This window comes from Enterococcus sp. CWB-B31, from assembly GCF_020567645.1.
GTDB lineage: Bacteria > Bacillota > Bacilli > Lactobacillales > Enterococcaceae > Enterococcus_L.
Genome location: NZ_JAJDJW010000015.1, coordinates 12,833 through 38,768, shown reverse-complemented (window position 1 = coordinate 38,768; position 25,936 = coordinate 12,833). Strand labels below are relative to the sequence as shown.

Genomic DNA, 25,936 nt, shown 5'->3' with positions numbered 1-25,936 from the left:
AAAGCGAGGTTGTGCTAAACACTCATGAGTGTTTAGCACAACCTCCGCCTAAATTCTTATATCTTTAAGAAACGACGCATTGAAATAATTGATCCTACTGATCCGATAATCATACCTGTTCCTACCATCAGCAGATTTAACTGCCATAAAAAGCTTTCAGGCTTAAGCATGGAATAGTTTGAACGCAGCAGCTGCAAATTCAAAATATTATATGCTTGTGTATAACCAAATGTCAGTAACAAAATTGGAACAATAGCTCCCAATAACCCAATCCACGCTCCTTCAAGAAAGAACGGCCAACGGATATATCCATTTTTAGCACCAACCAGACGCATAATTTGGATTTCTCTTTGTCTGGAAAGGATAGTAATACGTATAGTATTGGAAATTAGGAAAACTGCAACAAACAGCAACAACGCTGCAGCAGCAAGTCCCCAGGTTTGAACTGTTTTTGCCAGTTGAATAATCTTATCTGATGAAACACCGCCGTAATCGGCTTTAAAAACATTTTGAAGTTTTCCGGCATCCTCTGATATTTTCTTTGTCTGTTCAGGTTCTTTTGCACTTAGATAATACACATCATAAAGCGGGTTGCTGTCGCCTTCAAATAAATTCCAGGCGTCTCCCATTTGATCTTGTATTTTCTTCAGCTGCTGATCTTTATTTGAATAAGAAATGCTCTCAACATTTTTAATCTGTCCCAGTTCAGCTTCTAAATTCTGCATCTCCTCCGCAGTTGTTCCAATATCAACAAATACTGAAACTGTTACGTTTTGTGAAATATCTCTTGAAAGCTTTGTAGCATTAAAAATAATTGCCATGAAAATACCAACAAGTATCAGTGTAATCGTCACAGCACTGGTTGAAGCAATGGTCATCCAACCGTTTCGCTTCAAACTTTTCATACTCTCAAGCATATGAGTAAAAAATGTTCTAATCATCGTAACCGTAATCCCCTTCCGCTTGATCTCGAATGATCCGTCCATTTTCTATCGCAATAACTCTGTGACGGATGGTGTTTACGATCGTGCTGTTATGCGTTGCCATCACAACCGTTGTTCCCTGGGCATTGATTCGATCCAATAATTTCATGATTTCCCAGGAATTTTCCGGATCAAGATTTCCGGTAGGCTCATCGGCAATAAGAACTTTTGGTGTATTAACAATTGCACGGGCAATAGAAACACGCTGTTGTTCTCCTCCAGATAGTTCGCTTGGGAAAACACGTACTTTATGTTTCAAACCAACTAAATCTAACACTTCCATTACACGTTTTTTCACCTCACGCGGTTTTCTTCCAATTACCTGCATTGCGTAGGCAACATTCTCATAAACAGTCTTTTTGCTTAACAGTTTATAGTCCTGGAAAACAATTCCAATTTCTCTTCTCAGATAAGGAACCTCAGTGTTCTTGATCTTTATCAAGTCGTGTCCGGCAACTTTTAATTTGCCTTTTGTTGCTTTTTCCTCTCGGTACATCAGTTTGATAAACGTTGATTTACCAGCACCTGAAGGTCCTACAACGTAGACAAACTCACCAGGTTTTATTTCTATTGAAAGATTTCTAATAGCTGTTGTTCCATTAGAATACTTCTTCATTATATCTTTCATTTCAATCATGATGTTTTCTCTCCATCTCTGTATAAAATCATTGCTTATTATAGCATTAATTTGTTTCAATCCTCTTGCAAGACTTTACAGTTATATTTCATTTACAAACTAAAGCTAATTAATCTGCATTTTTAAATACGCATCAATAAATCCATCAAGATCTCCATCCATCACAGCTTGTACATTTCCAGTTTCATGATTCGTCCGGTGATCCTTAACCATGGAGTATGGATGAAAAACATAGGAACGAATCTGAGAGCCCCAGCCAATTTCGAGCTGCTCGCCACGCAGGCTTGCTGCTTCCTGTTCCTTTTTCTCAAGTTCCAGCTGATAAAGTTTTGCTTTCAGCATAGACATTGCCTGCTCCCTGTTCTTCAGCTGAGAGCGCTGAGCCTGGCTGGCAACTACCGTCCCGGTTGGAATATGAGTAATCCGAACTGCCGACTCTGTCTTATTGATATGCTGTCCTCCGGCCCCGCTGGCACGATACGTATCAACTTTCAAATCATCTGTATTAATATCTATTTCTACCGTATCATCCAGTTCAGGCATTACATCGACAGAACAAAATGAAGTATGTCGGCGCTTGGCTGAATCAAACGGAGAAATTCTAACCAGACGATGAACGCCTTTTTCGGATTTTAAATAGCCGTAAGCATTATACCCTTTTATTTCCAGTGTAACACTCTTGATCCCCGCTTCATCTCCTGCAAGGTAATCCAGTGTCGCAACTTGAAAGCCATGGCTTTCTGCCCAGCGTGTATACATTCTAAGGAGCATACTCCCCCAATCCTGTGATTCAGTACCGCCAGCTCCCGGATGCAGTTCAATGATTGCATTATTCTTATCATACGGTTCATTTAACAGAAGAGAAAGTTCATAAACAGCCAGCTTTTCAGTTAGCTTTTGAATTCTTTCCACCAACTCATCCTGTGTCTCCTGGTCATACTCTTCCTGCTGCAGTTCATTCATGATCTCCAATTCTTCAAGTTCCTCAGACAACTGATTAAACTGCTGAAATTTCTCTTTGTAAATATTGGTTTCATTAATCAGCTTTTGCGCTTCTTCTGTATTATCCCAAAAGCCCGGTTCTGCCATTCTATGTTCAGCCTCAGCAATGTCTTCCTCTAACTGATCTAAGTCAAAGAGACCCCCTATAGCTGTTGATTTTTTCATTCATTTCATCTAAAGAACGGCGAATTTCTGCATTTTCCATAAATTGAAACATTCCTTTCTTTTCATATACTAAATGGAATTTTGCTGTTTTTGCCCATAGAATTAATAGATACTAAAGACTACAGGAGAAAAAAAGAAATATCAACTGCTGACTTATTCATCTTTAGCAATTCTTTAATTTTTATGGATGCAGCCAGCCAAACTAAAACATTTGACTGTATGATTATTTCAGTTCTGAAAACAGATGATCTGCATCAACTTTTTTCAGCTCAATAAAACAGCGGGACAGAAGTCACTCCTATAAAATGAATCAGAATTTGATTTAACTGAGAACCATTTCCTACTAAGCAGTACTAAACAGTTTCTCTGCAAAATTGAATGCTCCGCTTTCTGCAAATAAACAGTCGCAGTCAACCTGCCATTCAGTTATCAATTTCTGTTCATTCTTTGAAGTTGAATACTTCCGTCCCGATTTCTTCACATATTACGCATTTTTACCATGACAGTTTTTGTATTTTTTTCCACTGCCGCATGGACATGGATCATTTCTTCCAACTTTTTTATCCACTTTAACAGGTTTCTTTTTAGCAGAAGTATTACTTTGTTCTTCTGCTGTTTCGCCTGGATGACTTGCTTCACCTTTAGCAACCTGTTCTCTTTGAACATTTTGGCGAATCTCTGATTTCATAAACAGACGGGTTACTTCAAACTCGATCGCTCCAACCATATCTTCAAACATTTGGTATCCTTCAGTCTGGTATTCCACTAATGGATTATTTTGTCCATATGCACGCAATCCCACTGATTGACGCAGCTGATCCATCGCATCGATATGATCCGTCCATTTTGTATCTACAACACGCAGAATAACCACTTTTTGGAATTCAAGCATTTGTTCCGGTCCATTCAGCTGTCCTGCTTTTGTTTCATAAACTTTATGGGCAGCCTCATACAAATATTCTTTGATTTGTTCAGGTGTTTTATCTTTAATATCTTCCGCAGAAACTTCATCTTCATGTAAAAGAGCAGAGCCGGCAAAATCAACAATACCTTCAATGTTCCAATTTTCTTTTTCCAGTTGGGTATGGCTGTCAACAACACGTCCGATAGTACGTTTCACCATATTCAGCAAAATTTCTGTCAGATCATTTTCTTCCATAATAACTTGCTGGCGCTGTGCATAAATAACTTCACGCTGTTCGCGCATGACATCATCATACTGCAAGACATTTTTACGAGTATCATAGTTGTTTCCTTCCACTCGTTTCTGTGCAGATTCAACCTGTTTTGTCAGCATTTTACTTTGAATAACCGCATCTTCTTCATCAATCTTCATCCGATCAAGGAATACTTTGATACGATCTGTACCAAAACGTTTCATCAAATCATCCTCTAAAGAAAGGTAGAATTGAGAAACACCCGGGTCTCCCTGCCGGCCCGAACGTCCGCGCAGCTGATTGTCGATACGTCGTGATTCATGACGTTCAGTACCAATTACAGCCAAACCGCCTAATTCAATCACACCAAGTCCCAACTTAATGTCGGTACCACGACCAGCCATGTTGGTTGCAATAGTAACAGCACCTTTTTGACCAGCATTCATAATGATTTCCGCTTCTTTAAAGTGATTTTTTGCATTTAATACTTCATGCGGTACTTTTTCCTTATTCAGCATATCAGAAAGCAACTCAGATGTTTCTACAGCAACAGTACCAACCAAGACTGGCTGCCCATTATGATAACGTTCTTTAATATCATTAACTACCGCTATAAATTTACTTTTCAGTGTTGGATAAAGCAAATCTGCACGATCATCACGAATAATTGGTTTGTTTGTTGGAATCTGGATAACCTGCATATTATAAATTTCACGGAATTCTTCTTCTTCCGTTTTCGCAGTCCCTGTCATACCAGACAACTTTTTATACATCCGGAAATAGTTTTGGAACGTGATTGTTGCCATTGTTTTTGTTTCATCTTCGATTTCCACGCCTTCTTTGGCTTCAATCGCCTGATGCAGTCCGTCAGAGTAGCGACGACCATCCATAATACGTCCAGTAAACTGGTCAACAATCAGCACTTTGCCTTCCTGCACAACATAGTCAATGTCGCGAATCATGATATAGTTGGCGCGAAGTGCCTGCTCCAAGTGATGAGTTAAAGCTGTATTTTCAATTTCATAAAGATTTTCCAGACCAAAAGTTTCTTCGGCTTTTTCCATACCGGCTTCTGTCAGATTAATCGTTTTTGACTGAACATCAATCTTATAATCGTCTTCTTCTTTCAAGCGTTTTACCAGATTATCTGCACGAGTATACAAGCCAGTTGATTTTTCAGCTTGCCCTGAAATAATCAAAGGTGTACGTGCTTCATCGACTAAAATCGAGTCAACTTCATCCACAATCGCATAGTTCAGCGGACGTTGAACCATTTGGTTTTTATAAACTACCATGTTATCTCTGAGGTAATCAAAACCAAGCTCATTATTTGTACTGTAAGTAATATCTGCTGCATAGGCTGCACGTTTTTCTTCTGCTGATTTTGAGTTGATATTCAGTCCAACACTTAGACCAAGAAAATTATACAATTCACCCATTTCATTGGAGTCACGTGTTGCCAGATATTCATTCACGGTTACAACGTGAACACCTTCTCCTGAGAGTGCATTTAAATAAACCGGCATTGTTGCTGTCAGGGTTTTCCCTTCACCGGTTCTCATTTCAGGAATATTGCCATCATGCAGGACAATCCCTCCCATAAGCTGAACTCGGTAAGGATACAGTCCCAAGACTCTTTTTGCCCCTTCACGAACAACAGCAAAAGCTTCCGGAAGCAGCTGATCAAGAGTTTCTCCTTTTTGATAGCGTCCTTTCAATTCTTCAGTTTTTCCTGCAAAGTCTTCATCTTTTAATTGTTCCATGGTTGAAGCAAAGCTGTCAATTTTATCTGCGATAGCTTCCAGCCGCTTCAGTTCCTTTTTATCATTTTCAATCATCTGTCTCAGAAAATTTGCCATTTTTTAAGTGTTCCTTTCAATTAACTCTATTTATTTTTTTCTTCGAATTACACAGTCATTTTTACAAGAATGTACAATCATCCTTCTTATTTTATCATTACTTCTTAAGAAAGGAAATAACTTACTAAAAAGAATTCCCTAAATATTTCTATGTACTTGCAACTATATTTACAATAAAAACTGGAGAAAAGCAACTGCCTTACTCCAGTCGACTATTAATATTTCCACCTTTGGAATGATTCAAACTCAGTCTGTTTCAATCAATCCATATTTACCGTCTTTACGACGATAAACAATGCTTGTGCCATTAGTGTCAGAATCTTCAAAGATGAAGAAATTATGTCCAAGCATGTTCATTTGTAAAACAGCTTCTTCACTATCCATTGGTTTTAGTGAAAGGCGTTTTGTACGTACGATATCAAGTTCTGAATTTTCTTCTGAATTATTGTCATCTTCAGTAAAGAAGACAGCTTCCTTCATAATTTCTGTACCGGTTTCGCGTGATTTGCGATTGATTTTTGTTTTAAATTTACGGATTTGACGTTCCAGTTTATCTACAACTAAATCAATGCTCGCATATAAATCAGGAGAAGTTTCTTCAGCTCTTAAAACTAGATACGGAAGAGGGATAGTTACTTCAACTTTAGCAGTTTTTTCAGTGTAAACTTTCAAATTAACGTAAACAGTTGCTTCTGGTGAATCACTGAAATATCTTTCCAGTTTCTTAACTTTCTTCTCTACGTAATCACGGATTGCTTCTGTTACTTCAATGTTTTCTCCACGTACATTATATCTAAACATAACAATTGCCCCTTTCATCTACCACTAAAGAGAGAATTCAAAGGACCACTCTTTCCTTCTCTCTTCTTATTCTCTATTATAGCTAACTATTAACTATTTGCCAACAAAATTGCCATTCAAATTTTATGAAAATCATTTAAGTTATCGAGCTAAAGAAAAAGTTTCAAGCTTTTTTACAGGATACTTTAAGATAATTTCCGAGGCATAGAAAAGCGTTCTTCCTGTAGTATATATATCATCAACTAAAAAAACAGCTTGATTCGTCAAACAGGATTCATATTCGGGTTTCAATACAAAGGGCTGTTCACCTGACAATCGCTCCAAACGGCTTTTTTGCGCCTGTGGTTTATCTTCTCTGATTCTCAATAGATAATCTGAATAGGATACACCGGCACTTGCCAGAATACCTTCCACCTGATTAAATCCCCGAATCGCCAGTCTTTTTTGCGATAAAGGAAGCGGAATAATCAAAGAATTTTTCTTCTGCTTAAAAAAATTTGAAATTTCTTTTGAAAAAGTATGACTCAGAGTGTAGTTGCCTTTGAACTTATATTCCTCAAACCACTGTTTCATTTCACTGTCATAATGAAATAATGCAGTATGACTAAAAGGGTATGCAGGATATTTACTTTGCCACCTTTTGCAGTCTTCACAAAGATTTCCAGGGTATTCCCTGCAGCAGCCTGAACAAACTGAGCTTTTATCAATCAAATGAAATTTTTTCTGACACTGAAGGCAAAGCTCATGATCAGAAATGGGTTTAAACAGCAGAAGTTCTGTAATGGAAGGAACTTTAATAAAAGGATGCTCACAATAAACACAGTTCATCTACCAGTCCTTGCTCCTCCGCCAGCTTATTCATTTGCTGTATTTGTCGAATACTGTTCTTTACTTCTCTAGTTTGTCCATCATGGACAAACCAGACTTCACCGTTTGTGTGGATCATTTTACGATCCACCCTTCCTGCGATCTGAACCAGAGCAGATTCGGTGAATACCCGATGCTCCGCTCCCAGTACCATGACTGAAACCTGATCAAAGGTCACGCCCCTTTCAAGAATTGTTGTTGTTAAAAATAGACGGAACTCATTTTTTCTCATCCTCATTACTTTCTCTGCCCGCTCCTCATCTTTGGAATGAACAGCAGCTACCATTCCATCAGGCAGCTGCTTTTTCATCAAAGTATACAGTTTCTCCAAAACAATAATACTTGGACAAAACAGAAGTACATTGTTCTTTTTCATCAGTAAATGAAGAAGGCTGAGCATCTGCTTTGGAATCTTTCCCTGATTAATCGCTTTGCGCCATTGAAAGCACCACTTTAGTTTTGGGACCGGAAGTTTCCGGCGGTGATATCTCGCTGGTAATATAATTGTTTCCAATTCATTTATCTTCTGTTTTTGAAGAAGCTCTTTTGTTGGAGTAGCAGTGAGATAAATCAAGCTAGCCGTCTCTTTTAATGCATTTTGAGCACCGATATGCAGTATTTGTTCGTTCACATACGGAAATGCATCGACTTCATCAATGATAAGCAAGTCAAAAGCCTGATAAAAACGCAGCAGCTGATGTGTGGTGCAAATAACTAATTTTGTATAATTATAGGGAATTTCAGACTTTCCATGCAGCAAAGCAATTGGCTCTTCTGGAAAAACCTCCTGAATTCTAGGATAAAGCTCCAAACAAACATCCACTCTGGGAGATGCCAGTCCAACACGTTTCCCCTCTTCCAGTGCTTCATAAATCGCATGAAAGAGCATTTCCGTTTTTCCTGCTCCTGTAACTGCCCAGATCATGCCGTTTCTGTTCTTTGTGATAATGGTCCGCAAATTTTGTGAAACCTCTTGTTGACCGTCCGTCAGCTGCCCCTGCCAGATAAAGAGAACTTCTCTAGGAACAATTTGAGTCTCTGGGAGATGATAAAAAATCTCTTGGCTGTCAACTCTGCCAAACTGAATACAGCTTGGGCAAAAATAGAAATTTTGAGACAGCTGAACAAAAGCTTTCAGATGTTTCATCCCACATCTGCCGCATTCAATTTTATCTCCATATTCTTTCATGGCAGGCAATTGAATCGCTGAAGAGATATCTATATCAGTATTCAGCTCCTTTTTCATTACTTTTCGTCCGATTAATTCGTTCATTTCTTTCCTCCTGTCTTAGTATTCGCAAAAAGAGAGAATTATTGTCAAAAAACAAAATGGAGATGCGACATTAGTATGCCTCATCTCTCTATAATCGAACAAACAGTATTCCAGTCTTTATATACCGCTGCGATCAGTTATCTCCTATTTAAGATTAAATATCTACTTGTTTATGAGATCATCGTGTTGCATACCCTTTTACTAGTATAATTATCTTAATGGGACTGGAAATTCTGATAACTGATTTTCTACTACGAGAAAATCCTTGTATCTACGAATCTCACTACACAACACTACACTTCGTTTCGATCTCATCAATTTCTAAATGGCAAAGCCACTAAGAATTGAAGGACTTCGTTTCGATCTCATCAATTTCTAAATGGTAAAGCCACTAAGAATTGAAGGACTTCGTTTCGATCCTCGATACAAACGCATCTATTTGGAAAAGCATTGGCAGCTTGAGACGAGCAAAGATTATCACAGACTCGTTTTGTTTTCTAATTATTTTTTAAATCAACCACTTCGATTTCAGCAGCTTGTTAAATACAATATATTCTTTTTCCAGGTTCACCTGCGCAACCTGGTACCCTGCGTTGAGCCAACCATAGGCTCCTTTTTCAGGATGTTTATAGTCATTAGCCCACCAGTCCGGATCATCTCTGGCAGTTTTTGGGAGGCCCGAATACGGAAAAAGAAGTTCGTCAAATTGAGTAAATGTCAGTGTTACCTGTGAGCCGCCATTTTCTTTAAGGTACTGAGTAATATGATCATATTTCTTTGATCGTTCTTTGGCCACGCGATCTCCTCCCATCTGTTATTATTATCTCACAAATCGTTGAAGTTTCAACTATTGGCACCCTGAAAGCTCAATGTTTTCCATAGTTGCTTAACCTGTTGTTTTTTTCTATACTGGTAGTATTATAACTGTGTAAAGGAAGATACGATGATCGATCATTATTTTACAATTTTGCAGGATGGACAAAGTGAACAGGAAATTAAAAAATCTCGTTTTATTTGCTATATGAAGCGTGTTCACACTGAAGAAGAGGCAAAAGCGTTTATTGCCGAGATAAAAAAAGAACATTGGAAAGCAAACCATAATTGCAGTGCATTTGTTGTTGGTTCAAAAGGCGAAATACAGCGAAGCAGTGATGACGGAGAACCTAGCGGAACAGCCGGGGTGCCCATGCTGGAGGTCTTAAAAAAACGTGAGCTGATCAATGTTGCTGCAGTAGTTACACGTTATTTTGGAGGAACTAAACTAGGTACCGGAGGATTAATTCGCACATACAGTCATGCTGTTTCTCAGGCAATTGATGAAATTGGTGTTGTTGAAGGAAAGCTGCAGCAGGAGCTCCGTCTGACGATTGCTTATTCCCAGCTGGGAAAACTCCAAAAATTTTTGGAAGGCAGTGATTGTACAACAAAGGAGACACTTTTTAGTGAAACTATTACCTTAATCTGTTTAGTGGATGAAGAAAAGACAAAGCAGTTTCTCAGCGAAGTAACAGATGTATTAAATGGACAGTTTAGTTTTATTGAGGGCGAATGCAGTTATCATGAGGTTCTCTGTAAATAAATCAAATAAGAATGTGCGGCTGTGCCGCACATTCTTATTTAGCTTCTATTTTTGATATAGCAGCTATTTGCCTTATCAAAATAATAACCGTGTGATCTCAGTGCACCGCAGGAAGCTTGATTTTCAAGTTCCGGCTGAACAAATAATCCTCTTACTGTTGTTCTTCTGAAAAACAGCTTCTGTCAGCAAACCCACAATCCCTGTTCCAAATCCTTTTCCAAGTTGAGCTTCTTCACCGATTAAATAGTCAATACTGTATATTTCGTTCAGCTGTACTTCTCCATACCATTCTTCTTCAGCATCAGCACAACAATAGTATTGTCCAAATCCAATTGCCTGACCCTCCATTAAAACAATAAAGTGGTGCAGAAACTTAAATGCATCATTTCGTTTTCTGATCTCCAGCAGCCAGTCCTCTGGTTCGTGATACCAACAAGCGACATGCTTCTTTTTGAAGCCAGCTTTCCATTAAAGGTATATCCTTATCATTCAGTTCTCTTAGTTGGGCATTCATTTTTTTCGCTCCTCCAAGTGTTTTACTTTATCTACGAACCATTCAAGTAAAAACAAAGGAGCATGAATCTGCAGCTCATGATCAGCTTAACAAGGGGCTTATAAATATAACTTTTCCCTTCTGACCTATTTATTTTTCCAGATAAAATTCAAAGCGGTTTCCGGCATATTGTGTACGTACATATTCAAATGGGCGGCCATCCTCCAGATAAGAGATCTGCCGCAGTCTTAAAATAGCATCTCCACGTTTGATTTCCAAGTACTCGGAAATCTGCTCAGATGCCAGCATAGCTGAAATGGTCTGATTGGCATGACCAATCTTATACCCGCCTTTTTCTTCCAGCATCTGATACAACGAAGTACTAATTTCAGATTTGCTGTACTTTTCTACAAGGAAATAAGGAATACTTGCCACCTCAAAACAGATAGGTATGCCATCAGCATAGCGAATTCGCTCCATCCTCAAAATGGAATCCTCTTCTGAAAGCTGTAGTTTAGCCTGCTCACTGGAGTTTGGTTTGGCAATAAAATAAGACACCGTTTTGCTTGAAGGTGTTCGATTTTGAGAAACCATAATTTGGGTAAAACTAGTTGTCCCAATCATTTTTTCCTGTACTTTTTTCCTGGCTACATATGTTCCGGAACCAATTTTTCTTTCCAATATCCCTTCATCAGCCAGCGTTTGAATTGCCTGACGGAGTGTCATTCTGCTTACATTAAAATGTACTGCCAGCTCACGTTCAGACGGCAGACGATCTCCAATTGCCCAGCGACCCTTTTCTATATCTTCTTTTAGCTTATCGTGTATCTGCAAATAGATTGGTAAAGAAGAACTCATGCGATCTCCCCCTCTTATTCTTATATTCCAAGTATAACTGGTATATACCTAATAAACAACCAGATTTTTAATATAAAGGCATTTTTATCCTTAATACGCTTATTTGGTATAACTGAATAATAAGAAAACAGAGAGTGGGACAGAAAAAAGTTCCAAACTCTCTTCGTATCTACCCCCGAATAAACGGCGGGACAAACGCTTATGAATGTTTATCCCGAACTCTGCGATGCGCACACGCTCATATTATAAATGGCTCTTCTCTTCTTTCAACATCTTGTGAGCTGTTGCCATCATCAATCGGATACGGTTCAACTGATTTACCAGTGAGACGCCTGGATCATAATCAATGGCAGCGATATTTGCTTTTGGATACTGGTATCTAAGCTCTTTGATAACTCCCTTCCCAACCACATGATTTGGCAGGCAGCCAAACGGCTGCATGCAAACAATATTGTTTACGCCTTCTTTCAGTAATTCGATCATTTCCCCTGTCAGGAACCAGCCCTCTCCCGTATGGTTACCGATTGACAGCACCTTACCTGCATCTTCAGCTAATTCATAGATTGAAGCAATCCCTTCAAATCTATGAGAATTTCTCAGAGCTTTGTCCATTGGTTTTTCTACTAATTCAATCATCTTAATTGCAAATTCTGCAATCATTTTACTCCTTTTCGACATTCCCAGATTCTCATATTTAAAAATCTGATTATAGAGTGAATAATTCATAAACCCAACGATATCTGGTACAACAGCCTCTGCACCTTCTGCTTCTAAAAGCCGGACGATATCGTTATTTGCAGTTGGAGAATACTTAACCAGTATTTCTCCAACAACTCCTACTTTAGGCTTTTCGATATCCAGCAAAGGAACAGTGTCAAAATCCTGAATAATTTTCTTCATATTTCGATTAAACTGAGTCAGTGAACCATTTCGAACATTTTTCTCGATTTTCTTCAACCATTCCTCATGCATGCGGTCAATCATACCCGGCTCAACCTCATAAGGACGTGTTCGGTAAACCACACGTTCAAATAAATCACCGTACAGGAAAGAAACAGCCACTCGTTTTAGCATAGGTAAAGTAAATTTAAAGCCTGGATTTGATTCAACACCTTTATTCCCCATTGAAATAGATACCACAGGAACCTGTGAAAAGCCTGCATCATTCAATGCTTTTCTCAGCAACGGAATATAATTGGTAGCCCGGCACCCGCCGCCGGTCTGCGTCATCATCACACTGACATTGTTAATATCATAGTCTCCACTCTGCAGAGCCTCTACTAGCTGACCAATTGAAATAATTGCAGGATAACAAGAATCATTGTTAACATATTTCAGTCCAACATTAATTGCTTCATTATCTTCAGAGGGAAGACAGACCACATTATATCCAGAAGCTTTCAACGCCACATCCACAAGTCCGTTTTGATGAATAGGACTAAGCATCGGCAAAAGCAGTGTATGATTCTTCTTCATTTGCTTCGTAAAGATGATTTTCTCCTGACTTTCTTCACGTTGTTGAGGTTCAAACCCACGTTTGTCTCTTTCTCCTACAGCAGCTTTCAATGAGCGCAGCCGAATTCGAATAGCTCCCAGATTTGATCCTTCATCAATTTTAAGCACTGTATAAATTTTGCCATGCTGCTCCATAATTTCTTCCACCTGATCGGTCGTCACAGCGTCCAGTCCACAGCCGAAGGAATTCAACTGAACCAGCTCAAGATTTTTAGATTTTGCAACAACCTTGGCTGCAGCATATAGTCTGGAATGGTAAACCCATTGATTGACCACTCTTAAATTTCCAATATCGCCCAAATGAGAAATGCTGTCCTCTGTTAACACATGGAAGCCTTCCTGGGTAATCACATCAGCAATACCATGATTGATTTCAGGATCTAGATGATACGGTCTTCCTGACAGTACAATCCCTTTCTGCCCTTTTTGATTTAACATTAACAGTGTTTCCTCGCCTTTATTACGGACATCTTCTTTAAACTGCTCCAATTCTTTATACCCGTGATGAAGAGCTGCTGTAATTTCTTCCTTTGTAATGTCCAGATCTTCAAATGCTGCTGCCAGCACCTCTGCCACTGAGGCTTCGTTTGCCAAATTTATATAAGGATTCCGATAATCCACTTTTCCATCACGAATATCATCCACATTATTTCTGATAACATCCGGATAACTTTGTACAATGGGACAATTAAAATGATTATCCGCTTTCAGGTCTTCCTGACGTTCAAAAATCACTCCTGGATAAAAAATCATTCGAATTCCTTTATCGATCATCGCCTGAATGTGCCCGTGAGTTATTTTAGCCGGATAGCAAGCCGTATCACTTGGGATGCTTTCCATTCCCTGTTCATATAATTCCTTGCTGGATCGTGGAGACAACTCCACTCTAAATCCTAAATCATTAAAGAAAGTAAACCACAAAGGATAATTTTCATACATATTCAGCACACGTGGAATACCGACAGTTCCTCTGACAGCATCTTTTTCTTTCAGAGGACGATACTTGAACAGTCTGCGATATTTATAATCGATTAAATTTACTTTTCGGTCTTCACGTTTTACTTTAATCCTTGCTCCTCGTTCACAGCGATTACCTGTGATAAACTTGCGGCCATCTGAGAAAATAGTCACAGTCATCATACAATTGTTTTCACAGAGACCACAATTCGTAAATTCTTTATCTGCAGTAAAAGTTTCCATTTCTTCTTGTGATAGCAGAGTTGTTTCATCCCCGAGTTCATAGTTCTCCAGTGCAATTAATGCGGCACCGTATGCCCCCATCAATCCAGATATGGAAGGACGTATAACTTCACGACCGCTGATCATTTCAAAAGCCCTTAAAACAGCTTCATTGTAAAAGGTTCCTCCCTGACAAACAATCTTTCTCCCAAGTTCTTCAGGTCTTCTCACTTTAATTACTTTGTAAATGGCATTTTTGATAACAGAATAGGAGAGCCCTGCTGAAATATCTCCAATAGAGGCACCTTCTTTTTGCACCTGCTTCACTTTGGAATTCATAAAGACAGTACAGCGAGAACCTAAATCAACAGGCCCTTTTGACTCCAATGCTGCCAAAGCAAAATCTTTCACATTATAATTCAGTGATTTCGCAAAAGTTTCGATAAATGAACCGCATCCGGAAGAACAAGCTTCATTCAGTTGAATAGAAGACAGAACACCTTCTTTTATCGTCATCGCTTTCATATCCTGACCGCCAATATCTAAAATAAAGTCAACACCGGGTTGAAAATGCTCTGCCGCTTTGTAGTGAGCCATTGTCTCTACTTCGCCAATATCTACTTTCAGGGCATTTTTTATCAGATGTTCACCGTACCCTGTAACTGCAGCCTTGCCAATAAACGCTCCTTCCGGCAGTTGAGCATAAAGATCCTTCAAAACAGTCATTGTTGTTTCCAACGGCTGTCCCTGATTGTTGCCATAATAAGAAAAAAGTAAGTTACCTTCCTCGTCAATTAAGGTAACTTTGGTTGTTGTGGAGCCGGCATCCAACCCCAGAAAAGCTGCCCCTTTGTGCTTGGACAGCACTTTTTCCACCGTATTCGACTGACTGTGACGTTTCCTGAATTTTCTCAGATCCTCTTCATCTTTAAACAACGGCTCCAAAGTATCTGTAGGCTTCAGCTGATCTTTATCACCGCCTGTCAGTCTTTCAATCAGCCGATTCAGCTGCGTCGGTTCAACTTCCTGTGAATAAATCGCTGCTCCCATTGCAACAAATAACTGTGGATGTTCAGGAAAAATTACATCTTCCGGCTTAATATCCAATGTTTCAATAAATCTTCTGCGCAGTTCAGACATAAAGAACAAAGGTCCACCAAGAAAAGCAATCTTCCCTTTTATTTTTCGACCTGCTGCTAAACCGGCGATCGTCTGATTCACAACTGCCTGAAAAATACTTGCAGCGATATCTTCTTTTGCAGCCCCTTCATTGATTAGCGGCTGAACATCTGTCTTGGCAAAAACACCACATCGGGAAGCAATCGGATAGATAGTCTGATAATCCTTAGCCAGTTCATTGACACCGTTGGCATCCGTTTTCAGCAATACTGCCATTTGATCAATAAAGGCTCCCGTTCCGCCTGCACAGCTTCCATTCATGCGCTGCTCCAAAGCACCCTCAAAAAAGGTAATTTTAGCATCTTCCCCACCAAGCTCTATCGCTACATCCGTTTCAGGTATAATTTCTTCAACCGTCTTTGTGCAAGCAATTACTTCCTGTACAAAAGGAATTTCCAGCACATCTGCCAAACCCATCCCGCCTGATCCTGTAATCATCATGCTTATTGGCTGTTCTCCGCCTAAAATTTCCCGAGCGTCGCTTAATACACGTTCCGTTGCAGCTTTTACATCTGAATAATGCCGTTCATATTTCGCAAATTTTGTTTGATTTTCACCATCAATAATAACTAATTTAACAGTGGTTGATCCCACATCGATTCCTGCTCTTAATTTTATCATGCAACCACTCCTTCCAAGAGAAAAAAATCACAATAAGCAACAGTTTGTTGATTAACTTACGTGTTGTCTGATATAATACTTATGTCTATTTTAGAAATGATTGCTTTTTTTTGCAATAAGCAAAATGTTGGTTTTTGTGAGATAAGCAACAAAGTTGGATGTAATGTTGTCTTTTTGAAAGGAATTTTTGTAATGAAAAAAAAAGATCTTCGAGTAATGAGAACTCACAAGATGATTATTGAAGCTTTTTTTCATTTAGTTGAAGAGAAAAGCTTGGATGCAATCACGATTCAGGAAATTGCCGACCGAGCAATGATTAACAGAGCCACCTTTTATGCACACTTTAAAGATAAGCAGGATCTTTACGAGCAGATTTTTGATTTTGCTGTTCAGGCGTTTACCTCCGTTCTTGATGCAGATACCACTATTCAACAGAACAAATTGGAAGTAAAAAAAATTGAATTGCTGTTAACAAGAATTTATAACAATATTCATAAAAATAAGAATTTCTTTCTGACAATTATGGATGGCAGCTCTAATGAAGTGTTGAGAAGAAAGCTGGCTGATATTCTCTATGAAAAATATTCCTGTATTTTTTCACAGTTAAAAATCACCGAAAATGATATTGAAGTTCCTGTTGATTTCATCATTGAATATATGACATCCATATTTGTAGGAACACTTCACTGGTGGGTCAGCAGTGAAACAGATATGACGCCAAACCATCTGGCACGTTTGGTGATTAAATTAGTTGGCAATGGACATCTGACCGTTTTAGGGATAGAGATTGAGAAGTAAGAGGTTAGATTGCTGTTCTTTGAAAAAAAGTTGGTTGAAGTTCTGTAATGACTTCAGTATAAAATTACAATTCTCTTCTACTTATATCAAACAAAAGAAGCAAGCCTCCTTCCTGCGGATCAGGTGAAGGTACTTGCTTCTTTTGTTGTATCAGAAGAATTAATGGCTCTTATCTGTTTTTAGCCCGCCATTTTTTGTTATGGGCTGTTTTTCTGTCCGAAGTTATTTTACCGGGAAAACCAGCTTTTATCTGATACTTTTTTTGTTTGCTTAAATCATACAATCTTTCAGCTGTATCTGTAATTTTTTCTTTAAGATTCATCTGTTTACTCTCCTTTACCTGTTCATCAACTTATACACTTTCATTATAGAATAAAAAACAGAGCTGCTCAAGAATTATGAGCAGCTCCAAAGACTGGGGTAGCTGGATTCGAACCAACGAGTGACGGAGTCAAAGTCCGTTGCCTTACCGCTTGGCTATACCCCAAAAATAAAAAATGGAGGAGAGTGGATTCGAACCACTGAACCCTAAGGAACGGATTTACAGTCCGTCGCGTTTAGCCACTTCGCTACTCCTCCAAAAGGTTTCTTAAAAACCTGACTTATTCATAATACATAATTTCATCTGTAAATGCAAGTGTTATTTATAATTTTTTTTCAGCATTTATTCCGCAAGATTCCATTGACGAATAATGCTCTCAATTCCTTCATCAACTGTCTTAACTGTTGCCTGTGTACCGCCATTCATTTCAATCGTAAAACGCTTTTCATCTTTTGGAATAATCCGTCCGATTTCTTTCTTTCCGATTAATAACTTTGTTACAGTTATCTGTACGCCGGCAAGCGTTTGTTTTTCTTCCTCAATTCTTACCTCTATATCTTTATTCTTTTTTGACATTCTTATCCCTCCCGAAATAAATCATACCATAATCAGAAAAAAAAGCATCTATTTCTTTTCAAATAGACACTTTTACACTTATTGCCTAAGCATTCGTTTTCTTTGAAATTCACTGAAAAGGGCAAAGAATACGCCGATGGCAACGGATATAATCCCCATTACAATAAACATTTGAAGAAAGCTGGCTAAATAAGTTTGTACAAATCCATACATTGCTTTAGATTGTATTCCCAGACGCTTCAATACGCCTGTCAGCAGGAAAAATGCCGGCAGAACGATCATCATCAAACCGCCGCCTGTAAAAATATAGCCCCAAAATCTCACCAGTCGGTGAAAATATCCTCTTAATGAGCTGAAAAGAACAGCACTTAAGATTGCCCAAAGAATACCGCAAACAATCATGAATAATAAAAGCTTTGATTTATAACCAATCATTCGATTTGTAAAAGAAACCAGAAAAGGCAGCTCAATATACCCATCATATATTTCAACAGAGCGATCAGCCAAAAGAAGGATTGAATTTTCCGTATCCTTAGTAACATCTATACCCTTATCCGCTGCATATCTCTTGATTTTCTCAGTTACAGAATTATGGACATTTTTCTGATTTTTTAGTTCAAAATCTTTTCCTCTGTTATACATTGCAGTGAGATAAGACTTTACATCTTCCTTTACAAAAGCTTCTGTTACAGCTATTTCTAAAACTCCGGCCGGAATATTGCTGCCTAATGCGGTATTTTCTATCTGCTTATTAATTTCTTCAGATAAATTGGTGTAATAATCTGATTTCTCCGCTTGCCTTTCCAAATATTTTCCACTAAAAAGTGTGAGGTATAGACTTAGCAGAATCAGAAAACCAAATAAAAATACCATTGAAAGAAAAGCCAGAAATTGTCTTGCAATCGTTTTACTTAATGGTGTTGAGTGTTGCATTTCTACTTCGCTCCTCATTTTAGACATCCCCATCTATTAACGGTCCCGAAACATAGTCTGCAAAAACAAACGCCCGTTCCGACGTTAACCCTATGGCATCCAGCGGGTAACAAGTATATAAAATCAGAGAATGCTTTGTTTTATCTCCAAGTCTTTCTTTAATAACCGGGTCTGTATAGTGTGCAATCTTCTTTTCTGTAACCTGATAAGTATAATCTCCATAATGTGTACTGATGGAAATTGAATCACCCGGCTCCAAATAGTAAATCTTACCAAAAGAAGGTGCGTTATGCCCACCAATCAATGTTGTCCCAATATCTCCCGGGATCATACTCCCAATATATTGACCAGCGCCCAGGCTTAAAATATCTTCGCTATCTCCATAAAATAAAGGTTCATTAATTCCAACTTTATCAATAATCACCTTGCCGAACTGATCTCCTCCATCCGGATAAATCAATGTCGATGAGGCTAATTTTCCTTCAGAATTAATAGACTGTTCTTTTTCAGTCTGCTCAGCTTCAGCAAAAAGATTATTTTTTTCACTTTCAAAATCCGGAGCATCGCTTAATAAAATCAACTCAACAGCTGATGAAGCAAAATTAATGACAGGTGCACCGATAATATAAATGATAAGATAGCCAAAAATCATAAAGAGAAAGGGCACATAAAAATATGCCCCCACCCTTTTGAACGTTTTTTTACGCAAGTTTACGTTTTCTACTTACAAATGCCGCACCTGCAGCAGCTGCCAGTAAAGAACCAAAAGTGATTCCGCTAAGAACATAGCTGTTTCCAGTGTTTTTAACCGCACTGCCAGAGCTGTATACTGGATTTCCAGCAGCATCTGTTACAGTAACAGCGGTATAAGAACCTCCGCTGCCGAAAGTGATTTTCACACCTACTGCATTACCAGCAGCAATAACATAGTTCTTCAGCTGATCAAGTACACTTGTCGGCAACAAGCGTAATGCATCTCCCAGAGTTGTTGCATTTGTTGTATCTACATTTTGAGCTCCAACTAAAGCAACAGCTGCACGAATGTTTGTAAGAACTTCTTCAACCTGTGCATCTGTTAATGCTACACGTTTCAAATGATTCTCAGCAGCATTAATTTCTGCTGCTTCAAAGTAGAATTTCTTTCCGCCAATCGTTGCACCTGCATTCAACTCATTTAGGATTTTTTGCTCATTGGCTGCAATCGCGCCATCTGCTGAAGCTGGCATAGCCAAGCCTAGAGCAACAAAAACTACAACTAATAATCCCAAGATTTTTTTCATGTAATCTCCTCCTATCTTTAATTATTTATAAAAAATTACCGGCAAACTTTGCAGTTAGCCAGAATTAATTATACCAACAAACAACGGGGTGAGTAACATATTCTCCCCTTACACAAAAAAAGACTATTTACTGATATCCGAATGTTTTTTAAGAAAAAAGTGAAATTTCCAAAGCCCTGGTAAGGTCTGAAATGGAAATTTCTCTTCATTCGATAATGCGTTTACTCACTACAATTAATGAAATTCTAAATTAAAGTTATCATATGGATATTTATTAGTCAATGCTTTTCAAAGACTTCAATTAGAAAAATATTCTAGACATTCTTTTTGGTAACAAGGGCTACTTCAAAAACATCGTATCCGGCATCTGTTAAAATACGTTGAATTTTCTCAGTTTCCCGACTTTCTACCTGCATTTCAATAATCGTCTCCAGCTCTTTACGATTTACTACTACCGTCATAATACTGAAATCATTTTCCGCAAGAAGTTCTGTCATTCGTGCAAGAATTCCTTTATGATCCTCAGGAATACGAATCTGAATTCTTGTTCCCCCATCATTATAGCCTGTTATTTTTAGGAAAGCATCAAAAATATCATTGTTTGTAATAATACCAACCAAATCATTATTTTTATCAACAACAGGCAATACACCTATATTGTTGACTCTCATTTGATAAATACCATCTTCAAGTAAAGCATCAGGATCAACAGTCAGAACATCTTTAATCATAATATCAGCAACTGTTGTTTTGTTTAAAAGATAGTTTACCTCATACACGCTCAGGCTGGTTGCCTGAGAGGGCATTGCCGATTGAATTGTTCCTTCTGTCAGCAGTCCCACCAATCGTTCATTCTTAACAACCGGCAGTCGGTGAATATCGTTTTTCTTCATCAAATCTACAGCATCAAAAATTTTCACATCAGGCTGTACAACGATCAGATTTTTCGTCATAAAATCTCTTATACTCATTAATTAGCCTCCTAAATATGCTTTTTTCACTTCTTCATCATCAATCAGTTCTTTCCCAGTTCCGCTTAAAACAATCTTTCCGGTTTCAAGTACATACCCTCGATCAGCGATTGACAGTGCCATTTTAGCATTTTGTTCAATCAGTAAAACAGTAGTTCCCTGCTTATTGATTTCCTGAATGATGTTAAAAATTTCCTGAATAAAAATCGGTGCAAGTCCCATTGATGGTTCATCCAGCAACAGCAGTTTCGGTTTTGACATTAGAGCACGTCCCATTGCCAACATCTGCTGTTCGCCTCCTGAAAGTGTAGCTGCATCCTGATTTCTTCTTTCTTTCAAAATTGGGAAGCGATCGAAAATCATGTCATACTCTTTTTTAAACTCATTTGATTTACGTAAAAACGCACCCATTTCAAGATTTTCCTGCACAGTCAATCCAGGAAATACATGTCTTCCTTCCGGCACCTGACATAATCCAGAGGCGACAATTTTCTGCGGTACCATTTTTTGTATCTCGTTTCCTTCAAAAAGAATTTTCCCGCCTGATGAGCGGGTCAGTCCTGAAATCGTTCGAAGAATTGTCGTTTTTCCAGCGCCGTTTGCACCAATCAGAGAAACGATCTCTCCCTGCTCCACATTAAAGCTGACTTCTCTTACTGCTTGAATCATACCATAATGAACAGATAAATTTTCAATCGACAGCATTACAGCTCACCTCCAAGATAAGCTTCTATTACCTGAGGGTTATTCCGAATTTCTTCCGGTTCTCCTTCAGCAATGACCCGTCCATACTCAAGAACATAAATCCTCTGACACACTTCCATCACCAGACTCATATCATGTTCAATCAGCAAAATTGTAATTTGAAACTCTTTTTGTATTTTTCTAATCAGTTCTGTCAGTTCAGCTGTCTCCTGTGGATTCATTCCAGCAGCCGGCTCATCCAGAAATAGAACCTGCGGATTTGTCGCTAAAGCACGAACGATTTCCAATCTGCGCTGTTCTCCATAAGGAAGGTTTTTAGCTAGATGATCTGCTTTCCTTTCCAGTCCAAAAATCATAAGCAGTTCTCTGACTTTTTTCTCCAACTCTTCTTCCTTTTTATAAAACATCGGCAGGCGCAAAATACTGGAAAAAATGCCTTCTTTATTTTTACTGTTCATTGCAATCAATACATTATCCATCACAGTCAGTTCTTTGAACAGGCGAATATTCTGAAAAGTTCTGCTAAGTCCCATATCTGCAATTTTATAAGGTTTCATCCCATTTAGTATATGCTTTTTCCCCAGCAGAGACAATTCAACGGTTCCTTCACTTGGCTCATAAACCCCTGTTAGCAAATTGAACAGCGTTGTTTTGCCGGCACCATTCGGACCAATAAGTCCAATTAATTCGTTGGTTTCCAAAGAAAGATTTACATCAGAAACAGCCGCCAAACCGCCAAAGTTTTTAGTCAGATTTTTAACTTCCAATAGAGGCATTTGAATCGTCCCCCTTTTTATTAAATAAGCGTTTTACTGAAAATTCCCACGTACCCAATAAGCCGCCCGGTTTGAAAATCATAATAATAATTAACGCCAGTGCATAAATAATCATACGCAGTTCCCCAAAGTTTTGCAGATACATATTCATAACCCCTAATGCTATTGCAGCAATAACGGTTCCAGTCACACTTCCAATTCCACCAAATACCACGATAATCAGAATATCTATGGATTTCATAAACCCAAAATCTTTTGGTGCAATTGTTTGGATATAACTTGCATAAATTCCTCCGGCAACACTGGCAGTCATCGCTCCAACTACGAAAGCAATAACTTTATATTTTGTTGTATTAACTCCCATTGATTCTGCAGCAATTTCATCTTCGCGAATAGCCATTGTAGCTCTTCCGGAACCGCTGTGAATATAATTGACAACAATCAAAATAGTTACCACAACAAAACCAAAAACCATAGACCAGTTAACGAATGGCGGAATACCGAAAATTCCAGCCGGTCCATTTGTAATATCTCTCATATTAATAATGACAATCCGAATAATTTCCGATACACCTAATGTCGCAATAGCCAGATAATCTCCTTTCAATCGCAGTGTAGGAATACCAACCACAACCGCAACTATCCCTGAAAGGAGGATACCTAAAAGCAAACCTGTGAAAAAGCCGGCTAAAGTAGGATTTTTTACAGACATAATTGCCGTTGCATATGCACCGATTGCCATAAAGCCGGCATGTCCCAATGAAAACTGTCCGGAAAACCCGATAATCAAATTTAATCCCAAAGCTAAAATTATATTCATTCCAATGGTGATAAGCGTATTTTCTAAATACAGATTTACCGCACCAAGAACATAAGCTGCATAAATTGCACCATAAACAGCTAAAGCAATCAGCGACCAGATTAGGATATATTTCATATTTTTCTTCATACATATCGCCTACACTTTCTCTTTAATATTTTTCCCTAATATACCTGCAGGACGAATCAGCAAAATAACTATCAGCAAGGCATATACAACAGCATCTTTATAATCGGAGAAGCCAAAAGCCACTGCCGCTGTTTCCAGCAAGCCGATAACAAAACCGCCGATTGCCGCGCCGGGAATAATACCAATTCCACCGACAACTGCTGCTACAAATGATTTCAGTCCGGGAACAACCCCCATCATCGGATCAATGGAATTGTAGTACAGCCCGATCAGCATACCAGCTGCAGCTGCCAGAGCAGAACCCAAAGCAAAGGTAAATGAAATGGTTCGATTAACATTGATCCCCATCAGCTGAGCAGCATCAGAATCTACACTCACTGCACGCATAGCTTTCCCCATCTTACTCTTTTTAACAATCACCTGCAGCAAAATCATTAGGAACAGAGACGTAAATAAGATAATCAGCTGAATATTGGAAACTTCAATAAATCCGATTTTGTATGTTTCCAGTTTAATTGCCTGAGGAAAAGCACGAGGATCCGATTTAACCATTTGAATCATCACATTCTGAAGCAGGAAAGATACACCAATCGCAGTGATTAATGCGGCGATTCTGGTTGATTTCCTTAAAGGACGATAAGCTAAAAACTCAATGATTACACCAATCACAGCTGCACAGATCATTGATAGAATCAGCGCTGGGAAAAATCCAAGATTAAAGCTGTTAATAAAAAAATATCCCATAAATGCACCCAGCATATAAACTTCTCCATGGGCAAAATTAATTAATTTTATAATACCGTAAACCATTGTATAGCCTAAAGCCAACAATGCATATATACTGCCAAGAAACAGTCCGTTTATCAGCTGTTGAATCAGCATTTCTATTGCCATTTAATCACATCCAGTTTTTGGTTTTTCAGTAACAAAAGAAGCAGTTGTTTTTTATGAACAGTATGAAGAGTCAATTCCTCCAGCAAAACTGTTTTTATTAATTCAGCTTCATTCTGTTGTTTATTCAATTCAGAATATATTTAGAGACTGGGATACAAACAAATCCCAGTCCCCATCATTCTAAAATTATTAAGGATTAACAGGCTCTGCCGATGTTTCTTTTCCATCAGTCAGTCCAAGTACAACCGCAGATTTTTCCGGGTTATGGTTTTTATCCATTGTCATAATTCCAGTTACGCCTTCAAAATCTTTCAATTCAGACAATCCTTTAGTAATACTTGCAGAGTCCGCTGAATCCTGATCTTCTATTGCCTGCTTCAGCATGTATACTGAATCGTAAGCAAGAGCATTAAATGCTGAAGGTTGTTTGCCGTATTTTTCTTTAAATGCTTCAACAAATGGTGTAACTTTATCTGTTGCCGGTGCATTTTCAGAGAAGTGACCCGTATAATAGACATTACTTACGTTCTGACTTCCTGCAATTTCAACCAGTTTTTCGTCGCCAAATCCATCTGCACCAATAATTGGTTTATCAATCCCCATTTCTCTAGCTTGTTTGATAATCAAACCAGCTTCAGTATAGTAGCCGGGAACATAAATTACATCATAATCAAGGGCTTTAATTTTAGTCAATAATGCCTGAAAATCTTTATCTCCGGCAGTAAAATTTTCTTCCCTCACGATTTCGCCTTTATAAGTATCTTTGAATGAATCAGCCAAGCCAATTGCATAATCACTTGATTTATCTCCAAGAATCACGACTTTATCAGCTTCAAGATTATCTTGAGCAAAATTAGCTAAAATAACCCCCTGGAATGTATCCTGGAAACAAGATCTGAATACATATTCCTGCACTGTATCATTGGCAGTTGTAATACTATCATCTGTTCCTGAAGGTGTAATCAACGGTACACCCGCTTTTGTCATATTTGGAATAGTCGCTTTCACCGCTCCTGATGTTGCTGGTCCAACTACTGCAACGACTTTGTCTTCATTTGTCAGATTAGAAGCAACCGATGCCGCTTCACTATTTTCTGATTTGTTGTCCTTTGAAACTAATTCTAATTTCTTACCTAGTACTCCGCCGGCTTCATTAATCTCTTCGACTGCTAATTCAATGCCTTCTTTTTCGGCATTTCCGTAAGCAGATACTCCCCCGGAAAGTTCCATGTTCATCCCGATTTTAATTGTATCACCGTCTGATGTATTTCCGGCTGAGTCTCCCCCGCCGCTTGTTGCAGCTGGTCCGCATGCTGCCAGTAAAAATAGGCTGGCAAATAAATAACTAAATTTTTTCATCCGATTACCCCCTCGTTTCACTCTGCAAATAATAATTATTAAAGAGTATGTATACAAATATAATAAAAAAGAAGATTCTTGTCAACGAATTTTCAGAAAATTTCTATAATTCAAATTATTAAAGGAACTATGGAAAAATCTGAGCAGAAAATAACTTGCTTTTTTTAAATATTATATGCATATTTTGGAAGAAAAATCAGGCATA

25 protein-coding genes and 2 tRNA genes are annotated in these 25,936 nt (G+C 38.4%); 2 read left to right on the top strand and 25 right to left on the bottom strand.

Annotation, left to right across the window (positions count from 1 at the left end):
- Window positions 1-56: 56 nt before the first annotated feature.
- The 8 genes from ftsX to LI954_RS12485 form a co-directional block, all read right to left on the bottom strand.
- The gene (gene ftsX / locus LI954_RS12520) at window positions 57-941 is read right to left on the bottom strand and encodes a permease-like cell division protein FtsX (protein ID WP_202067143.1); all 885 of its coding nucleotides are present in this window, start codon (window positions 939-941) and stop codon (window positions 57-59) included.
- A complete protein-coding gene (ftsE, locus tag LI954_RS12515; protein WP_202067144.1) occupies window positions 934-1,620 on the bottom strand; it encodes a cell division ATP-binding protein FtsE in 687 nt (228 codons plus the stop codon). Before ftsE ends, ftsX begins: the two co-directional genes overlap by 8 nt.
- A 105-nt stretch (window positions 1,621-1,725) precedes the next feature.
- A protein-coding gene (gene prfB, locus LI954_RS12510) for a peptide chain release factor 2 (protein WP_202067145.1) occupies window positions 1,726-2,827 on the bottom strand; the annotation gives its coding sequence in 2 pieces (ribosomal slippage) (window positions 1,726-2,754 and window positions 2,756-2,827; 1,101 coding nt in all).
- Between the two features lie 444 nt (window positions 2,828-3,271).
- On the bottom strand, window positions 3,272-5,803 hold the full coding sequence (secA, locus tag LI954_RS12505) for a preprotein translocase subunit SecA (RefSeq protein WP_229441634.1): 2,532 nt from the start codon (window positions 5,801-5,803) through the stop codon (window positions 3,272-3,274).
- Window positions 5,804-6,049: 246 nt separating this feature from the next.
- On the bottom strand, window positions 6,050-6,604 hold the full coding sequence (hpf, locus tag LI954_RS12500; protein ID WP_202067147.1) for a ribosome hibernation-promoting factor, HPF/YfiA family: 555 nt from the start codon (window positions 6,602-6,604) through the stop codon (window positions 6,050-6,052).
- 141 nt (window positions 6,605-6,745) lie between these two features.
- Complete coding sequence (locus LI954_RS12495) at window positions 6,746-7,177, bottom strand: ComF family protein (protein ID WP_229441635.1); 432 nt, start codon at window positions 7,175-7,177, stop codon at window positions 6,746-6,748.
- A gap of 235 nt (window positions 7,178-7,412) precedes the next feature.
- Window positions 7,413-8,744, bottom strand: a complete 1,332-nt coding sequence (locus tag LI954_RS12490; protein ID WP_229444638.1) for a DEAD/DEAH box helicase — start codon at window positions 8,742-8,744, stop codon at window positions 7,413-7,415.
- 508 nt (window positions 8,745-9,252) lie between these two features.
- Window positions 9,253-9,555, bottom strand: a complete 303-nt coding sequence (locus LI954_RS12485; protein WP_202067150.1) for a DUF7662 domain-containing protein — start codon at window positions 9,553-9,555, stop codon at window positions 9,253-9,255.
- Window positions 9,556-9,687: 132 nt separating this feature from the next.
- Between LI954_RS12485 and LI954_RS12480 the strand changes: the two genes are divergently transcribed.
- Window positions 9,688-10,323 (top strand): YigZ family protein, encoded by a 636-nt coding sequence (locus LI954_RS12480; RefSeq protein ID WP_229444637.1) that lies wholly within the window; start codon window positions 9,688-9,690, stop codon window positions 10,321-10,323.
- Window positions 10,324-10,446: 123 nt separating this feature from the next.
- On the opposite strand, the gene LI954_RS12475 is transcribed toward LI954_RS12480, so the two are convergent.
- The 4 genes from LI954_RS12475 to LI954_RS12465 all read right to left on the bottom strand — a co-directional run bounded on the left by LI954_RS12475 (window position 10,447) and on the right by LI954_RS12465 (window position 16,165).
- Window positions 10,447-10,722 (bottom strand): GNAT family N-acetyltransferase, encoded by a 276-nt coding sequence (locus tag LI954_RS12475; protein WP_229441718.1) that lies wholly within the window; start codon window positions 10,720-10,722, stop codon window positions 10,447-10,449.
- Window positions 10,706-10,837: a hypothetical protein gene (locus LI954_RS16130; protein WP_267491494.1), complete on the bottom strand. Its 132-nt coding sequence runs from the start codon at window positions 10,835-10,837 to the stop codon at window positions 10,706-10,708. Before LI954_RS16130 ends, LI954_RS12475 begins: the two co-directional genes overlap by 17 nt.
- 129 nt (window positions 10,838-10,966) lie before the next feature.
- Complete coding sequence (locus LI954_RS12470; protein WP_202067153.1) at window positions 10,967-11,674, bottom strand: GntR family transcriptional regulator; 708 nt, start codon at window positions 11,672-11,674, stop codon at window positions 10,967-10,969.
- A gap of 243 nt (window positions 11,675-11,917) precedes the next feature.
- Complete coding sequence (locus LI954_RS12465; protein ID WP_229444657.1) at window positions 11,918-16,165, bottom strand: acyl-CoA dehydratase activase-related protein; 4,248 nt, start codon at window positions 16,163-16,165, stop codon at window positions 11,918-11,920.
- A 195-nt stretch (window positions 16,166-16,360) separates the two neighbouring features.
- On the opposite strand from LI954_RS12465, the gene LI954_RS12460 reads away from it, so the two are divergent.
- Window positions 16,361-16,966 (top strand): TetR/AcrR family transcriptional regulator, encoded by a 606-nt coding sequence (locus tag LI954_RS12460; RefSeq protein WP_202067154.1) that lies wholly within the window; start codon window positions 16,361-16,363, stop codon window positions 16,964-16,966.
- Between the two features lie 169 nt (window positions 16,967-17,135).
- Here LI954_RS12460 and LI954_RS12455 read toward each other — a convergent pair whose 3' ends face one another.
- The 13 genes from LI954_RS12455 to LI954_RS12395 form a co-directional block, all read right to left on the bottom strand.
- Complete coding sequence (locus LI954_RS12455; RefSeq protein ID WP_202067155.1) at window positions 17,136-17,288, bottom strand: hypothetical protein; 153 nt, start codon at window positions 17,286-17,288, stop codon at window positions 17,136-17,138.
- Window positions 17,289-17,381: 93 nt separating this feature from the next.
- Window positions 17,382-17,453, bottom strand: a tRNA-Gln gene (locus LI954_RS12450).
- An 11-nt stretch (window positions 17,454-17,464) separates the two neighbouring features.
- Window positions 17,465-17,545: transfer RNA gene (locus LI954_RS12445), tRNA-Tyr, on the bottom strand.
- A gap of 85 nt (window positions 17,546-17,630) precedes the next feature.
- A complete protein-coding gene (locus LI954_RS12440; RefSeq protein ID WP_202067156.1) occupies window positions 17,631-17,864 on the bottom strand; it encodes a DUF2969 domain-containing protein in 234 nt (77 codons plus the stop codon).
- A gap of 78 nt (window positions 17,865-17,942) precedes the next feature.
- The gene (locus tag LI954_RS12435; protein WP_229444636.1) at window positions 17,943-18,815 is read right to left on the bottom strand and encodes a hypothetical protein; all 873 of its coding nucleotides are present in this window, start codon (window positions 18,813-18,815) and stop codon (window positions 17,943-17,945) included.
- Between the two features lies 1 nt (window position 18,816).
- Window positions 18,817-19,464, bottom strand: coding sequence for a class D sortase (locus tag LI954_RS12430; protein WP_229444635.1), 648 nt, complete (start codon window positions 19,462-19,464; stop codon window positions 18,817-18,819).
- Between the two features lie 34 nt (window positions 19,465-19,498).
- Window positions 19,499-20,077 carry a hypothetical protein gene (locus tag LI954_RS12425; RefSeq protein ID WP_202067157.1) on the bottom strand — a complete coding sequence of 193 codons (579 nt, stop codon included), beginning with the start codon at window positions 20,075-20,077 and terminating at the stop codon, window positions 19,499-19,501.
- Window positions 20,078-20,391: 314 nt separating this feature from the next.
- Window positions 20,392-21,048, bottom strand: coding sequence for a CBS domain-containing protein (locus tag LI954_RS12420; protein ID WP_202067158.1), 657 nt, complete (start codon window positions 21,046-21,048; stop codon window positions 20,392-20,394).
- A gap of 3 nt (window positions 21,049-21,051) precedes the next feature.
- Window positions 21,052-21,753 (bottom strand): ABC transporter ATP-binding protein, encoded by a 702-nt coding sequence (locus LI954_RS12415; protein WP_202067159.1) that lies wholly within the window; start codon window positions 21,751-21,753, stop codon window positions 21,052-21,054.
- Window positions 21,753-22,529 (bottom strand): ABC transporter ATP-binding protein, encoded by a 777-nt coding sequence (locus LI954_RS12410; protein ID WP_202067160.1) that lies wholly within the window; start codon window positions 22,527-22,529, stop codon window positions 21,753-21,755. Before LI954_RS12410 ends, LI954_RS12415 begins: the two co-directional genes overlap by 1 nt.
- Complete coding sequence (locus LI954_RS12405; RefSeq protein ID WP_202067161.1) at window positions 22,510-23,478, bottom strand: branched-chain amino acid ABC transporter permease; 969 nt, start codon at window positions 23,476-23,478, stop codon at window positions 22,510-22,512. Before LI954_RS12405 ends, LI954_RS12410 begins: the two co-directional genes overlap by 20 nt.
- 9 nt (window positions 23,479-23,487) lie before the next feature.
- Entirely contained in the window at window positions 23,488-24,366 is an 879-nt protein-coding gene (locus LI954_RS12400) for a branched-chain amino acid ABC transporter permease (protein ID WP_202067209.1), read from the bottom strand.
- Window positions 24,367-24,561: 195 nt separating this feature from the next.
- Window positions 24,562-25,731, bottom strand: a complete 1,170-nt coding sequence (locus tag LI954_RS12395; RefSeq protein ID WP_229444634.1) for an ABC transporter substrate-binding protein — start codon at window positions 25,729-25,731, stop codon at window positions 24,562-24,564.
- Window positions 25,732-25,936 lie beyond the last annotated feature (205 nt).